The sequence below is a fragment of the Janthinobacterium sp. SUN118 genome, assembly GCF_030397695.1.
Taxonomy (GTDB): Bacteria; Pseudomonadota; Gammaproteobacteria; order Burkholderiales; family Burkholderiaceae_D; genus Janthinobacterium.
In genome coordinates this window covers 1,220,688-1,235,358 of record NZ_JAPUBV010000001.1, presented here as the reverse complement: position 1 = coordinate 1,235,358, position 14,671 = coordinate 1,220,688, and the positions used below count along the sequence as shown (strand labels likewise).

At 63.6% G+C, this 14,671-nt stretch carries 12 protein-coding genes; 4 read left to right on the top strand and 8 right to left on the bottom strand.

Going from position 1 to position 14,671, the window contains the following annotated elements; translation table 11 throughout:
- Positions 1 to 12 precede the first annotated feature (12 nt).
- The 6 genes from O0880_RS05620 to leuC all read right to left on the bottom strand — a co-directional run bounded on the left by O0880_RS05620 (position 13) and on the right by leuC (position 7,277).
- Entirely contained in the window at positions 13 to 2,484 is a 2,472-nt protein-coding gene (locus tag O0880_RS05620) for a FimV/HubP family polar landmark protein (protein WP_289885538.1), read from the bottom strand.
- A 244-nt stretch (positions 2,485 to 2,728) separates the two neighbouring features.
- Complete coding sequence (gene asd, locus O0880_RS05615) at positions 2,729 to 3,856, bottom strand: aspartate-semialdehyde dehydrogenase (protein ID WP_289885537.1); 1,128 nt, start codon at positions 3,854 to 3,856, stop codon at positions 2,729 to 2,731.
- A gap of 45 nt (positions 3,857 to 3,901) precedes the next feature.
- Positions 3,902 to 4,972 (bottom strand): 3-isopropylmalate dehydrogenase, encoded by a 1,071-nt coding sequence (leuB, locus tag O0880_RS05610; RefSeq protein ID WP_289885536.1) that lies wholly within the window; start codon positions 4,970 to 4,972, stop codon positions 3,902 to 3,904.
- An 11-nt stretch (positions 4,973 to 4,983) separates the two neighbouring features.
- The gene (leuD, locus tag O0880_RS05605; RefSeq protein WP_071322538.1) at positions 4,984 to 5,631 is read right to left on the bottom strand and encodes a 3-isopropylmalate dehydratase small subunit; all 648 of its coding nucleotides are present in this window, start codon (positions 5,629 to 5,631) and stop codon (positions 4,984 to 4,986) included.
- A gap of 51 nt (positions 5,632 to 5,682) precedes the next feature.
- Positions 5,683 to 5,805, bottom strand: a complete 123-nt coding sequence (locus tag O0880_RS05600) for an entericidin A/B family lipoprotein (RefSeq protein ID WP_010400408.1) — start codon at positions 5,803 to 5,805, stop codon at positions 5,683 to 5,685.
- A gap of 68 nt (positions 5,806 to 5,873) precedes the next feature.
- Entirely contained in the window at positions 5,874 to 7,277 is a 1,404-nt protein-coding gene (leuC, locus tag O0880_RS05595; RefSeq protein WP_071322537.1) for a 3-isopropylmalate dehydratase large subunit, read from the bottom strand.
- Between the two features lie 338 nt (positions 7,278 to 7,615).
- Here leuC and O0880_RS05590 point away from each other — a divergent pair, with 338 nt between their 5' ends.
- Positions 7,616 to 8,746 (top strand): S41 family peptidase, encoded by a 1,131-nt coding sequence (locus O0880_RS05590; RefSeq protein ID WP_289885527.1) that lies wholly within the window; start codon positions 7,616 to 7,618, stop codon positions 8,744 to 8,746.
- 76 nt (positions 8,747 to 8,822) lie between these two features.
- Here the strand turns inward: O0880_RS05590 and O0880_RS05585 are convergent, their stop codons facing one another.
- Together O0880_RS05585 and O0880_RS05580 are read right to left on the bottom strand one after the other, a co-directional pair.
- The gene (locus O0880_RS05585; protein WP_071322535.1) at positions 8,823 to 10,697 is read right to left on the bottom strand and encodes a chemotaxis protein CheA; all 1,875 of its coding nucleotides are present in this window, start codon (positions 10,695 to 10,697) and stop codon (positions 8,823 to 8,825) included.
- Entirely contained in the window at positions 10,697 to 11,566 is an 870-nt protein-coding gene (locus tag O0880_RS05580; RefSeq protein ID WP_071322534.1) for a protein phosphatase CheZ, read from the bottom strand. The genes O0880_RS05585 and O0880_RS05580 overlap by 1 nt, the downstream gene beginning before the upstream one ends.
- 457 nt (positions 11,567 to 12,023) lie before the next feature.
- On the opposite strand from O0880_RS05580, the gene O0880_RS05575 reads away from it, so the two are divergent.
- The 3 genes from O0880_RS05575 to O0880_RS05565 all read left to right on the top strand — a co-directional run bounded on the left by O0880_RS05575 (position 12,024) and on the right by O0880_RS05565 (position 14,452).
- Positions 12,024 to 12,491, top strand: a complete 468-nt coding sequence (locus O0880_RS05575; RefSeq protein WP_289885525.1) for a universal stress protein — start codon at positions 12,024 to 12,026, stop codon at positions 12,489 to 12,491.
- A gap of 155 nt (positions 12,492 to 12,646) precedes the next feature.
- Positions 12,647 to 13,291 (top strand): response regulator transcription factor, encoded by a 645-nt coding sequence (locus O0880_RS05570; protein WP_034750556.1) that lies wholly within the window; start codon positions 12,647 to 12,649, stop codon positions 13,289 to 13,291.
- A 354-nt stretch (positions 13,292 to 13,645) separates the two neighbouring features.
- On the top strand, positions 13,646 to 14,452 hold the full coding sequence (locus O0880_RS05565) for a helix-turn-helix domain-containing protein (protein ID WP_071326277.1): 807 nt from the start codon (positions 13,646 to 13,648) through the stop codon (positions 14,450 to 14,452).
- Positions 14,453 to 14,671 lie beyond the last annotated feature (219 nt).

The following is a 14,671-nucleotide window of genomic DNA, read 5'->3' as shown; positions in this document are numbered from 1 at the left end:
CGGCGGGTATCACTAGCTCAACAGCGCGCGCATGGTATTGGCTTTTTTCACCTGCTCTTCGCTGCCGCCCTTGATGACTTCATCGATCAGCTCGCGCGCGCCTTCCTTGTCGCCGATTTCCTGGTAAGCGATTGCCAGGTCCAGCTTGGTATCCATTTCCATGTGGATGGCCGACAGCGGGTCATCCACGCCGGCGCTGGCCGTCTTGGCGTCGTTCAGGTCCAGGTCGATGCCGGACAGGTCGAACTCCTGCGCGGCCGGGATGGTTTCCGGCGGCGTGGCCGGTGTTTGCGCTGCGTCAAACAAGTTGTCGATCGATGGCTCGGCCGCCACTACCGGCGCCGCCGCCGGCGCTACCGGTTCATCGAGGTCGAAATGGGCCAGGTCCACGTCTTTCAATGGATCGGGCAACGGCGTCAGGCCCGCGCCCACGCCATTCACGGGGCCGGCTGGCGGCTCCAGGTCCAGGCCGAAATCCATGCTGGCGTCGTACTGCGCATCGTGCGCAGCCGTTGCCGGCTTGGCATCAGGCCCGGGCATGACGATGGGGTCGCTGGTGGAGACGGGCTCGAAATCGAGGCTGTCGAGGTCAAAGTCGAGCGGATCGCGGGCATCGCGCGCGGGAACGGCCGCCGGCTCGGCTGGCGCCAGGTCGGCCAGGGCCGTGTCGTCAGGCAAATCCATGCTCTGGCCGCGCAAGTCATCGCCGGCGCCCTTGCTCAGACTGACGACGGCGTCGCCGTCCGTATCGCCATACAGCGGGTTGGATGGATCGAGCGCCAGGCCCAGCGCGGCGGCTTGCGGCCACTCCTCGCCCTGACCCCGCGTCAGGCTGTACAGCTCGCTGGCCTGGTCTTCAAACGCGCGCACGTCATTGCGCGCCGAATAGATTTCCAGCAGTTTCAGGCGCGCCGCATGGCGTTCGGGATGGATGCGCAAGGCTTCCTTGAGGATATCTTCCGCCTGGCCATCACGGCCGTAGGCGATATACACATCGGCTTCGGCGACGGGGTCCACCTCATTGACATCGAGGGTACTGGCGCCCGCCACGGCAGCGGCTCCGGCGGCGGCAGCGCCGGCGCCGAACAAATGATTGCTCGCCTCGGACTGCTGGTCTTCCGGCGCCACGCCCGCCGGCGGCGCGGCTGGCGGTTCAGGTTCCAGCACGGGGGCCACGTCGGCCTCGGCCGGCGGCGTGTCCTTGCGCCGGCGCGCGACGACGAGCGCCGCCACGGCAGCGAGCAAGGCGGCCAGGCCGATGCCGATGGCGCCCAGGTGATCGTTGATCTTATCTGTAATGGTCGGTTCCAGCGGCGAGGCTTTCTTGACCAGCGGAACCGGCTTGGCCTTCGGCACCGGCGGCTGCGCTTCGGCCGGGGCACTGGCAACGGCGCTGGCGCTGGCCGCGGCACTGGCCTCGGCCGGCTTGGCGGGCGATGGCGCGCTCTTGTCGGCCATGGCCTTGCTCTTCACCGCCATCAGCTTTTCCAGGTCGCTGACGTTCTTTTCCAGTTCCTTGACGCGCGCGGCCGCCTCATCCACCTGCTTGGCCTTGGCGATCTTGTCTTCCTCGCTGGCTACCGCGCTCTTGCCGGGGGCCTTGGCCGCCGGTTCCGCTTTCGACAGCTTCAGCTTGTCTTGCGCTTCGCTCACGGCCGTCGGCTTTTCCTGCACCTTCGTCGCGCCGATCTTGCCGGCCGTGCTTTGCGTCGCCTGCGCCGCCTTGACCGGCTTGCTCTGCGCCACCTGGCCCGCCAGCTTGTTGCGGTACGCCTCGAAATCGATGGCGTGCGCCGTCACCACGCCCTTCGCCTCGGCCGCGTCGGTGGCGCGAATGGCTTCCGCGCCTGGCACGGCCAGGATGCGCCCGGCCTGCATGCGGTTCATGTTCTCGCCCTTGAAGGCATCGGGATTGGCGCGGTACAGGGCGACGAGCATCATGTCGAGCGAAACGCCCGACGGTTTCAGCTCGCTGGCGATGCGGCTCAGGGTATCGCCCGCCTTGACCTTGTATTCGCCGGCCGCCTTCTTCGGCGCCGCTGGCGGAGCGGTATTGGCGGCAGCGGTGGCGGCGGTCTTGCCCTTTCCGGGTTCGGCCGGAGCCATGACCTGCACGCCGCGCGTCTGGCGCGCCTCGGGCGTATCGAGCACGAACGCATATTCGCGCACCTGGCGTCCATTCTTGCTGCTCAGCTCCAGCAGCAGGTCCACCAGCGGCTCGGCCACCGGTTGCGCCGAACTGATGCGGATGAAGGGCTTGCCGTTGCGGTTTTCCACGGCAAACGTCAGTGCGTTCAGCGCGGGGTTGAATTCCACGTTGGCCTGGCGGTAGGCGTCCGGCGGCGCCAGCTTGGCCAGCAGGGTTGTCGCCTCGTCAGGCTTGACGGCCGACAATTCGACCTCGGCGCGCAGCGGCTGACCGGCGGCGGACAGCACCGTGATCTTGCCCAGCTCGGCTGCGGATGCCGCCGGTGACAATAACACCGCGCAAGCGACAGCGCTGCTGAGTGTTTTGATGGCAAGGGAGGCGACCCGGGGACGAGTGTGTACAGGCATAATTGGCGGCATCTTAGTTGACATGGGAAAACTGTTACTTTTCCAGAGGTATCAACATATCATCATGCCCAGAGCTATGCAAGCTCCGCATGGTTGAGCCTTGACGGGCTCAGGACGAAAAAAAAGCCGGGAAAACAGCCCCGGCTTGATTCTGATCAGCAATTTATTGCCATTACGCGTCCAGCAGGATACGCAGCATGCGGCGCAGCGGCTCGGCCGCGCCCCACAGCAACTGGTCGCCCACGGTGAACGCGGACAGGTACTCGCCGCCCATGCTCATCTTGCGCACGCGGCCGACTGGAATGGTCAGACTGCCCGTGACGGCGGCCGGCGACAGGTCGCGCACGGACGCTTCGCGCGTGTTCGGCACGAATTTCACCCATTGATTATTGCTGGCGATGATGTCGTTGATTTCATCGAGCGGCACGTCTTTCTTCAGCTTGATGGTCAGCGCCTGCGAATGGCAGCGCATGGCGCCGATGCGCACGCACAGGCCGTCCACGGGGATTTCCTTGGTGCCAAAGTCGATGCCGCGGCCGAGGATCTTGTTGGTTTCCGCGCCGGCCTTCCACTCTTCCTTCGACTGGCCGTTGCCCAGGTCTTTGTCGATCCACGGAATCAGGTTGCCGGCCAGCGGCGCGCCGAATTGCTTGATTTCGTCCGCGGAATAGCCGTGCTGGGTGGCCAGCACCTGGCGGTCGATTTCCAGGATGGCCGAGGCCGGGTTTTCCAGCAGCGCCTTGACGGAACTGTTGATGGTGCCAAATTGCGTCAGCAGTTCGCGCATGTGCTGCGCGCCGCCGCCCGATGCCGCCTGGTAGGTCATCGACGTCATCCAGTCGATCAAATCGTGCTGGAACAGGCCGCCCAGGCCCATCATCATGCACGAGACGGTGCAATTGCCGCCGATGTAGTTCTTGACGTCCTTGCCCAGCGCATCCTTGATGACGTGCAGGTTGACGGGGTCGAGCACGATGACGGCGTCTTTTTCCATGCGCAGGGTCGATGCGGCATCGATCCAGTAGCCGTTCCAGCCGGCCGCGCGCAGCTGCGGGAAGACGGCGCTCGTGTAGTCGCCGCCCTGGCAGGAAATGATGATGTCGCACTTGGACAGTTCGGCGATATTGTTGGCATCCTTGAGGATGGTTTCATTCTTCGCCATGGCTGGCGCCGCGCCACCCGTGTTCGAGGTGGTGAAAAACACCGGTTCGATGTGGGCGAAATCACCCTCTTCCTGCATGCGCTGCATCAGGACCGAACCGACCATACCGCGCCAACCTACCAAGCCAACTAATTTCATTACCATTCCTCAAGATGAGACGGCGACTGCCGTCATTAGACTATTTTATCCCAGTGCTTTTACAACTGCATCACCCATCGCCTCGGTACCGACCAAAGTCGTGCCCGCTTCATGGATGTCGGCCGTACGCAGCCCCTGCGCCAGCACTTGCTTGACGGCGCCCTCGATGCGATTTGCCTGTTCCTCGCGGTTCAGCGAATAGCGCAGCATCATGGCCGCCGACAGTATCGTCGCCAGCGGATTGGCGATGCCCTTGCCCGCGATGTCGGGCGCCGAGCCGTGCGATGGCTCGTACAGGCCCTTGTTGTTGGCGTCCAGCGACGCGGACGGCAGCATGCCGATCGAGCCCGTCAGCATGGCGGCCGCATCCGACAGGATGTCGCCGAACATGTTACCGGTAACCATGACGTCGAATTTCTTCGGCGCCCGCACCAGCTGCATGGCCGCGTTATCGACATACATATGATCGAGCGCAACGTCCGGGTATTCCTTGTGCACGTCGATGACGATATCTTTCCAGAACTGGAAGGTTTCCAGCACGTTCGCCTTGTCCACGCTGGTGAGCCTCTTGTCGCGCTTTTGCGCGGCCTGGAAAGCCACGTGGGCGATGCGGCGGATTTCGCCTTCCGCATAGCGCATGGTGTCGTAGCCTTCGCGCTGGCCCTTGAACGGACCGTCCGGGCACTCGCGCACGCCGCGGGGCTGGCCGAAATAGATGTCGCCCGTCAATTCGCGGATGATCAGGATATCGAGGCCGGACACCACTTCCGGCTTCAGGGTCGAGGCACCGGCCAGTTCCGGATACAGAATGGCTGGACGCAGGTTGGCGAACAGACCCAGGTTCTTGCGCAGGCCCAAAATCGCCTGCTCCGGACGGAACTGGCGCTCAAGGTTGTCGTACTGATAATCGCCGACGGCGCCGAACAGCACGGCATCGGCCGCCTTCGCCAGGGCCAAGGTGCCTTCCGGCAAGGGGTGGCCATGGGCCGCATAGCCGGCGCCGCCCACGGGCGCCGTTTCCAGCTCGAACGCCTCGCCCAGCACATTCAAGACCTTGACGGCTTGCGCGACGATTTCAGGACCGATGCCGTCGCCGGGTAAGATTGCAATTTTCATATTTTTATCGATTAAATGACGTTGGCGAGCCAAGGCTGGTTGGCGAGGTGGCGCTCTTCGAAGGCACGGATATCGTCCGCATGGCGCAGGGTCAGGCCGATATCGTCGAGGCCATTCATCAGGCAATATTTGCGGAAGGCGTCGATCTCGAATGGATACGAGACGGAGCCATTGCTGGTGCGCACACACTGCTGCTCCAGGTCCACCACCAGCTTGTAGCCGGGAAAGGCCTTGACTTCATTGAACAGATGGTCGACCTGGCTTTCCGACAGCACGATGGGCAGCAGGCCATTCTTGTAGCAGTTGTTGAAGAAGATATCGGCAAACGATGGCGCGATGATGGCGCGGAAGCCATACTGGTCCAGCGCCCACGGCGCGTGCTCGCGCGAGGAGCCGCAGCCGAAATTTTTGCGCGTCAGCAAGATCGAAGCGCCCTGGTAGCGCGGCTCGTTGAGCACGAACTCGGGGTTCAGCGGGCGGCGGCTGTTGTCCTGGCCCGGTTCGCCATGGTCGAGGTAGCGCCATTCGTCGAACAGGTTGGGGCCGAAACCGCTGCGGTGGATCGATTTCAGGAATTGCTTCGGGATAATGGCGTCGGTGTCGACGTTGGCGCGGTCCAGCGGCGCGACCAGGCCTTCGTAAATCGTAAATTTATCCATGCTGTTTCTACTCGGTAGGACGGGCGGCGCAGGGCGCCGGCACGTCGCGGTTTATTTTCCGCCGGCGCCAGTGACAACCTGGCCGACTTTCTGCACATCGCGGCCGATGCCGGAGACGGTGTTGCAGCCAGACAGGATGACGGTGGCGATGAGGAGGGCGAAGAGTTTTTTCATGATGATTTCTCGATAATCAATAAGGGACTGAAGGCGCTAGTGTAAACCAGCGGCGCCAGTCCCTGCCGTCATCGCAATCCCCGCACGTCGACGAAGTGGCCGGCGATGCCCGCCGCGGCCGCCATCGCCGGCGACACCAGGTGGGTGCGTCCGCCCTGCCCTTGCCGGCCTTCGAAGTTGCGGTTCGACGTCGAGGCGCAGCGTTCGCCCGGCTCCAGGCGGTCCGCATTCATGGCCAGGCACATGGAACAGCCCGGCTCGCGCCACTCGAAACCGGCATCCTTGAAGATGCGGTCCAGTCCTTCGCGTTCGGCCTGGTCCTTGACGAGGCCCGAGCCCGGCACCACCAGCGCCAGGCTGACGTTCGAGGCGCGGTACTTGCCGCGCACCACGGCGGCCGCCGCGCGCAAGTCCTCGATGCGCGAATTGGTGCAGGAACCGATGAAGACCTTGTCGATGCGGATGTCGGCAATCGGCGTGTTCGGCTTCAGGGCCATGTAGACCAGGGCCTTTTCCATGGCGTCGCGCTTGACGCTGTCTTTTTCATTGTCCGGGTCCGGTACGCGGCCATCGATGCCGACCACCATCTCGGGCGACGTGCCCCAGGTCACCTGCGGCTCGATGTCCTGCGCGTTGAGCGTGACGACGAGGTCGAAACGGGCGCCCGGGTCCGAATGCAGGGTGCGCCAGTAGCTCACGGCGCGTTCCCAGTGCGGGCCGGCCGGCGAAAACGGACGGCCCTTGACGTAATTGATGGTGGTGTCGTCGACGCCGATGATGCCGGCGCGGGCGCCCGCCTCGATGGCCATGTTGCACACCGTCATGCGGCCTTCCATCGACAGCGCGCGGATGGTCGAGCCGCCGAACTCGATACAGTAGCCGGTGCCGCCGGCCGTGCCGATCTTGCCGATGACGGCCAGCACGATGTCCTTGGCCGTCACGCCGGCCGGCATGGCGCCGTCGACCTGCACCAGCATGGACTTGGATTTCTTTTGCAGCAAGGTTTGCGTGGCCAGCACGTGTTCGACCTCGGACGTGCCGATGCCGTGCGCCAGCGCGCCGAAGGCGCCGTGCGTGGAAGTGTGCGAATCGCCGCACACCACCGTCATGCCGGGCAGGGTCGCGCCCTGCTCAGGGCCGATCACATGCACGATACCCTGGCGCTTGTCGTTCATGTTGAAGTACGTCAAGCCAAAGTTGCGGGCGTTCTTGTCCAGGGTTTCCACCTGCAGGCGCGAAACGGGGTCGGCGATGCCGTCGACGCGGCTGGTGGTGGGCACGTTATGGTCGGCCACGGCCAGGTTGGCGGAAATGCGCCATGGCTGGCGGCCCGCCACGCTGAGCCCGTCGAAGGCTTGCGGGCTGGTGACTTCGTGCAGCAAGTGCCGGTCGATGTACAGAATTGTCGTGCCATCATCTTCGGCCCGAACAACGTGGGATTCCCAAAGTTTGTCGTAAAGCGTCTTCATCATGATATATGCAGCGTTGCCACAGCCTGTTTAAGTGATCAAGTGATACCAAGTCATACGGTGATCCACAAGGATTATGCCATATATCGGGGAATACAGAACCGAAACAGGCAAAAGCGTGGGATTGGCGATACAAAGTTCGGCTCATTTGTTGGATATGGGCTAAAAATTGCCGATAACTGCCTATGGGCGGCATGGCGCACCCATCCGCGGGCGGGCCGCCGAACGACCGACGGCATCGCCAGAAAATGATATTTTTTCCTCAATCTTTCGTGTATCGTGTTTCGACAATAATGAACGGCGCGCGCACCCGCACGCGTCCACATCCGATGGGGACCTGAATGAAACTGCATTCCTGGGCGCTGGCCGCCCTCACCCTGGCCAACGCGCATGCGGCGGCGGCCACGCCGGGCGAACTGTGCGTGCAGGATTTGCGCGCCATCCCACCTTTCCTGCTGGAAAACGATACGGGCGCACGCGCCCACCTGGCACAAAAAGGGCAGGCGTATTTCGACCTGGCGCTGGCCACGGCAAGCACGGCGGCGGCCACTGCCGCCGACGCCAAGGCCTGCGATGCCATCCTGGAAAATTATGTGGGCATGTGGCGCAAAGGCCATCTGCACGTGAAAGGCGGCAGCGCGCAGGACGTGGCCAAGCCATCCCCCGCCCAGCCTGCCGCGCCGGGACAGCCTGCGCCATCGAAGGAACCGTCGCTGCAAGTCTTGTCCGACAATACCGTGCTGCTGAACTTGCCCAGCTTCCACGGCCGCTACCGGACTGCCGTGGCCACCCTGCTCGACACCCACCGCGCGGCGCTGGCGTCACGCCCCAACTGGATCCTCGACGTGCGCCGCAACGGCGGCGGCAGCGACGGCACGTATGCGCCGCTGCTGCAATGGATCAGCTCGGACGAAACGGTCAGACTGGGCGCCGAATGGCTGTCCACGCCGGCCAATATCGCGGGGCAAGAGTGCGTCTGCGCCTTGCTGGCGCCGGGCGACAAGGCGTGCGCCGACTTTGCGGCTCAGGCCGTGACACAGATGCGCTCCGTCAAGCCGGGCGAGTATGTGGCGCAGAACGGCGACGACGTCGTCAGCTACGCGCGCCAGGACACGCCGGAGCCACGCCGGCCCGTGCGCGTGGCCGTGCTGATCGACCGCGACTGCGCCAGTTCCTGCGAGGAATTCCTGCTGGCGGCGCGGCAAAGTTTTCACGTGAAATTGATCGGCCGTAACAGCCATGGCGCACTCGACTATTCCAACCTGCGCCTGCACGCGCTGCCGTCCGGCGTGCGCCAGCTGCAATACGCCACCTCACGCTCGGCCCGCTTGCCGCAGCTGCAGGTGGACCTGGGCGGCATCATGCCCGACATCTATTTGCCGCCGCCAAAGGACGAGGCTGCGCGCGCCCAGGAAATCGTGCGCGTGCAGCGCTGGCTGGAAGGCGGCACATTACGTCCGGATAACATGTGACGCCGCTGGCGCCATGAAAAAAGCCCGCTACACGTAGCGGGCTTACTCATGGGTACAACGATATTGTCAGCCGTCCTCAGGCCGCCAAGCGGACACTGCCCCGGCAACCATCCATCAGGAACGACAGGCCGACGACCAGCACCAGCTCGCCTTCGGCCGAGCGGGCCGTGCCCGTGATGCCTTCCACGGTGATGGCCGTCATCGGCTTGATCACGAGGTCGGCCGTGCCATCGACGGCTTCCACGGCGAGGATGTACGGCTGCGGCGCGGCGACGACAATGCCGACGCGCTCGCTGCACGACTCGTAGCCCAGAGCGCCGGCCAGCGAACGCACGGGCAATGGACGCCCCTGGTCCTTCAGCACGGGCGCGCCGCCCACTTCCATGAAGGTTTCCGGCAACTCGACGACGCGCTGCACCACCGCCATCGGCAGCGCCAGCGCGGCGCCCGAGGTGGAGACGAGCATGGTCGGCACGATCGACAGCTCGATCGGCAGGCGGATGGCGAACTTGGTGCCCTTGCCCAGCGCCGACTCGATGTGGATGGCGCCGCGGTTTTTCTCCACGGCCGTCTTCACCACGTCCATGCCGACGCCACGGCCGGAGACGCTGGACGCGACTTCCTTGGTCGAGAAGCCCGGCAGGAACACCAGCTGGAAGCATTCATCGTTGCTCAATTGCGCGTTTTCGCTGATCAGGCCCTTTTGCTGGGCCTTGCTGCGCAGGAAGACCGGGTCCATGCCCTTGCCGTCATCCTGCAGCACGATCATCACGCTGTTGGCTTCCTGCCATGCTTTCAGCGAGATATACGACTTGGCGGGCTTGCCGGCGGCCAGGCGCGCTTCCGGCGATTCGACGCCGTGGTCGAGCGAGTTGCGCAGCATGTGCACGAGCGGATCGTACAGGCTGTCGACCACCACGCGGTCGACTTCCGTCTCCGCGCCCTCGATGGTCAGCTCGACATCCTTGCCCAGGTCCTTCGCCAGTTCGCGCACCAGGCGCGGGAATTTCTGGAACAGCCGGCCCACGGGCTGCATGCGCGTGGCCAGGGTGGCGCGCTGCAGTTCCGTCGAGTAGCGCGACGCGCGTTCCAAAGTTTCCGCCAGCGTCGCCATCAGGGTGGCGGCCTGGCCTTCGAACTTGAATTGCAGCAGGCGCTCGAGCAGCACGGCAGCCTGGTTGGCGGCCTGCACGGATTCGCCGGCCACTTCCAGCAGCGCGTCGAGCTTGACGGCGTCGACGCGGATGCTGTCTTCCTTGACGGGCGCGGCGTGGCGCACGTCGGGACGCTCTTCGCGGCGGTCCACGCCATCCCAGTTCTTGCCGGCCGGCTTGGCGGCGGCCGCAGCGGCAGGCGCGGCGGCAACAGCGGCAGTAACGGCAGCGGCGACCGGGGCCGGCGCGGCGGCCAGCTGGCTGCCTTCCGGCACGACGGCGTTATACATGCCTTCCCAGTCCAGGCCATCGGCGCTGGCTGTGGCGGCAGCAGCGGCAGGCGCGGCCACGATCACTTCGGCCACGACGGCTTCCACCACCACGGCGGCGGCAGGCGCTGGCGCGTCCATGCCCTTGCCTTCGATGGCGTTGGTGAGGATGTGTTCGAGCTCTTCCGGCATGGCCGGCAGGCTTTCCGGCGCGGCGCCGTTCGCCAGTTCCGTCAGCTGGTCGGCAACGAAGCCGGATGCCTGCAGCGCCGCCTCGATGGCGATGGGGGTCACCGGCGCGGCGCCCGTGCGCAGCGCGTCGAACAGGTTTTCCGTCAGATGGCAAGCCGCCACCAGCGCAGGCAAGCCCATGAAACCGGCGCCGCCCTTGATGGTGTGGAAAGAACGAAACACGGCATTCAGTGTTTCCTTGTTGTCCGGATCGCGCTCGAGACGCAATAAGTGCTCTTCAACATTAACCGCAAGATCCATCGCCTCGACGACGAAATCCTTGAGCATATCGTCCATTAGAATCCCAAATCCGCAAGAAGGTCGTCTACATTATCCTGGTCCAGCGCCACCGACGGCACGGAAGGGCCCTGCATCAGCGGCGCGTCCTGCTTCTGCGCGAGTTTCTCGCGCACTTCGGCCGGCGCGTTGTCGCGCAGCAACTGCGCCAGCTCGTGCTCCACCGTCTTGGTGATGTTCACCACTTTTTTGATCAGCTGGCCCGTGATGTCCTGGAAGTCCTGGGCCATCATGATTTCCAGCAGGCGCGCTTTTTCCGCTTCCGTCGCCTCGGCAACGGCTTGCGCGAACTGGCGCGAGTCGCCGGCCAGGGCCTTGAATTCTTCCAGGCTCAGCTTGCCGTCGAACAGGGCCGTCCAGCGGCTGTCCATGTCCTTGGCCTTCTTCGACAGCACATCCTGCGCCGGCATGCCTTCGTCGAGCGTGTTGAGGACCTTGTTGGCCGCCTGCTCGGTGAGCGTGGCCACGTATTCCAGGCGGTCCTGCGCGTCGACGATCTGCGACGACGCTTCCGTCAGCGCCTTGTCGTAGCCCAGTTCGCGCAACGAATCGTGCAACAGGCGCACGATGCCGCCCAGGCGCTCGAACATCGGCTTGTCGGACTGGTCGACAGGGTCGGCGGCTTCGCCAGCTGCGGCGGGCGCCTCTGGCGCTGCCGGCGCGGCGGCCGCTTCCACGGCAGGCGCGGCGACGGCAGCCGGGGCCGGCACGGCGGCGCTGGCCGAAACGGCGTCGAACAGCGCGTCGAAATCGTCATCCGCGATCACGGCGGGGGCGGGCGCGGCGGCAGGCGCGGGCTGGGCCGCGGCCGCGCTTTGCGCAGATACTTCATCGAATAATGCATCGAAATCATCAGCGGCGTTGGTCATATCCCTGCTTCTCCATAATTTGTCAAAATTCCGCCTGAACTGTGCGTTTTACAGACTGATACCCGCAATTTCTCGATTAAGATGATTTGAGGCAATACCGCTGCGATGGTGCGAGTGTAGCAGGGCGCCGCCCTGTTGGTAAATCTCAAAACGCGCTTCCTGGTGCAAAGCGGGCCTGCAAGAGCTTTTCCACCAGGAAATAAGTGTTCCTGCTGTTGTATTTTGAAATACTACCATTGGCGTGCAGGCAAGACCACGCATCGCGCGAGAAATCCTGGCCCGCGCGCCACGCGCGCCACAGCCTGCGCGGCCAAAAACACGATCTTTCTATCAATGTTGTCTATACTGAAGGTGCAAGAGTATTGACAATTATCAAGTCTTTACATGAAAACAATGCTGTCGCCGCGTCTACAATAAGAGGCGTCGCGCGCGCTGGTCCACCGCCAAAGGAGCTGCCATGTATAAGAAAATTCTGATCGCCACGGACGGTTCCACCGTCTCCAACCTGACCGCCTGCGCCGGTGTCGCCTTTGCCGAACAGATGCACGCCGACATCCTCGCCGTGTACGTGGCGCCGGAATACCAGTATCCCGTGTACATCGAAATCATCCCGCCCAGCTATCCCAGCGAAGAGGAATACCGCATCGCCATGCGCAAGGCGGGCGCCGACCACTGGCAGCCGATCCTCGATGCGGCCGCCAAGCGGGGCCTGGAGGCGACGGGCCTGACGGCCTTTTCCGACAGTCCTGCCCTGAAAATCGTGGAAGTGGCGCAACTCCAGCACTGCGACCTGATCTTCATGGGCTCGCACGGCCGCAGCGGCTGGGGCCAGTTGCTGCTGGGCAGCGTGACCAACAAGGTGCTGTCGCATTCGAAGCTGCCCGTGCTGGTGCACAGGCTGATCAAGGAACCGCAGCCCAAATGAGGAGTCCCATGACAGGGAGAGGCTGCGCACCGGCAGCTTGAGAAAAGGGCAAGCCCGCAGCCATTTTCAGTTAATATGACAATATTTCTCGTTTCTTAACATTTGACTGTCCGGTAACGGACACAGCAGATTGCACGCTTCCAGATTGCCCGCCTATGATACGCATTGTGATTGCCGACGACCACACCATCATGCGCGAAGGATTGAAGCGCATCCTCGACGGCGCGCCGGACATCGACATCGTGGGCGAAGCCATCGATGGCTTTGAAGTACTCAACCATGTGCGCCAGGGCGGCTTCGACCTGCTGCTGCTCGACCTGTCGATGCCTGGCCGCAGCGGCGTCGACCTGATCCGCCAGATCCGCAGCGAAGCGCCGAAGCTGGCCATCCTCATCCTCACCATGCACGAGGAAGAGCAATATGCGGTGCGCGCCATCCGCGCCGGCGCGCAAGGCTATCTGACCAAGGAAAGCGCGGGCACGCAGCTGGTGGGCGCCATCCACAAGGTGGCATCGGGGCGCCCCTACATCAGCGCCGAGGTGGCCGAGCAGCTGGTGCTCAACATCATGATGCCGAATGAAAGCTTGTTGCACAAACAGCTGTCGGACCGCGAATTCGAAGTGTTTTCCCTGCTGGTGGCAGGCAAGTCGATCACCGAGATCGCCAACAACCTGCACCTGAGCGTGAAGACGGTCAGCACGCACAAGACACGCATCATGCAAAAGATGGGCATGAGTTCCTTATCAGAAATGGTGCAATACGCGGTGGCCCACCGGCTGCTGTCCCCCTTCAAGACTTGACAGCCGGTCTCGGCCGGCGGCGCGCCACCGCCGGCAACTGTAGGAACAATCCTACTTCCCCTACCGCAGCTCCTACCGCCATATTCAGCCACTGCTGATATGAATTCCATACGCTTGTTGGCATACTGAAACCAGTAATCAAGTTGCTGGGAAGTTATTTCATCACACAGCAAGTCTTCAGCGAATTGAGCATTAACTGCCAGGACGCGCGCCGCAGACCCTCGCGCCGTGCCCGCCGCCCTGGCGCACTCCGTCATTCAACTCTGAACTACCTGTCACCAGGAGATGAACATGCTGTCCACGCACACGTCTGAAACCCGCCCTGCCTCGTCGCCGCTGGCCCCATCGACCCCGATGGAAGCGGGACGCCAGCGCCAGGGGCGGCTGTGGTCGAACCTGAAGGAGGTATGCGATCTGCTGCATATCTCCAGCGCCTGCACCATCGCCGCCGACGAGCTGCTGTTCCAGCACGTGCAATTCAAGACGGGGCAGCGCGTGCACACGATCGGCCAGCCGTTCGACACCCTGTATATCGTCAACTCGGGCTTCCTGAAAACCGTCCTCATCGATGAGTTCGGCAATGAACAGGTACTGAGCTTTCCCATGAAAGGCGACATGCTGGGCGTCGACGGCATCCACTCGCGCCACTATTCCTCGGAAGCCGTGGCCCTGTCCGACTGCGACCTGATCCTGCTGCCATTCAAGAAACTCACGGCGCTGGGCCGTGTCCACATGGAGCTGGAAAACGTCATGTACGGCGTGATGAGCCGCGAACTGGTGCGCGAACAGGCCATGATCGGCATGCTGGGCGCCCTCAGCGCCGAGGCGCGCGTGGCCCGCTTCCTCGTCTCGCTGGCCGACCGCTTCGCGCAGATGGGTTATTCGAGCAAACTGTTCAACCTGCGCATGACGCGCCATGAAATCGGCAGCTACCTGGGCCTGACGCTGGAAACGGTCAGCCGCACCCTGTCCGCCTTCAACGAGATCGGCCTGATCACCGTCGACCAGCGCACCATCGGCATCAAGGACCCGGAAGCGCTGAAAACCCTGCGCCGCCTGCCGCCCTCGCGCTCGCGCGCCAAGCAGCTGGCCGCCGCCAAGCTCAAGGCCGACACGGCCGCCGCGGCCGACGTCTCGGCGCAATTGCTGGCCACCATTTGAGATAGGACCATCCCTCTTTCTTCAAGCTTGGCACAGGCTTGACCCGGCTGCGGCGTGCAACGCCGTTCCGGGTCTTTTTTGCCGCCCTCCCCGCACGCGCCTTCCGGGCGCCTCCCCTGCAGCGCAGCCGCGCCAGCATTTCTACTGCGCAATGAACTTGCGTGCCATGCCGCACTAAAAAAGCGCGGATTCGCCACAAATAAGCCTTGCTTTTCGGGC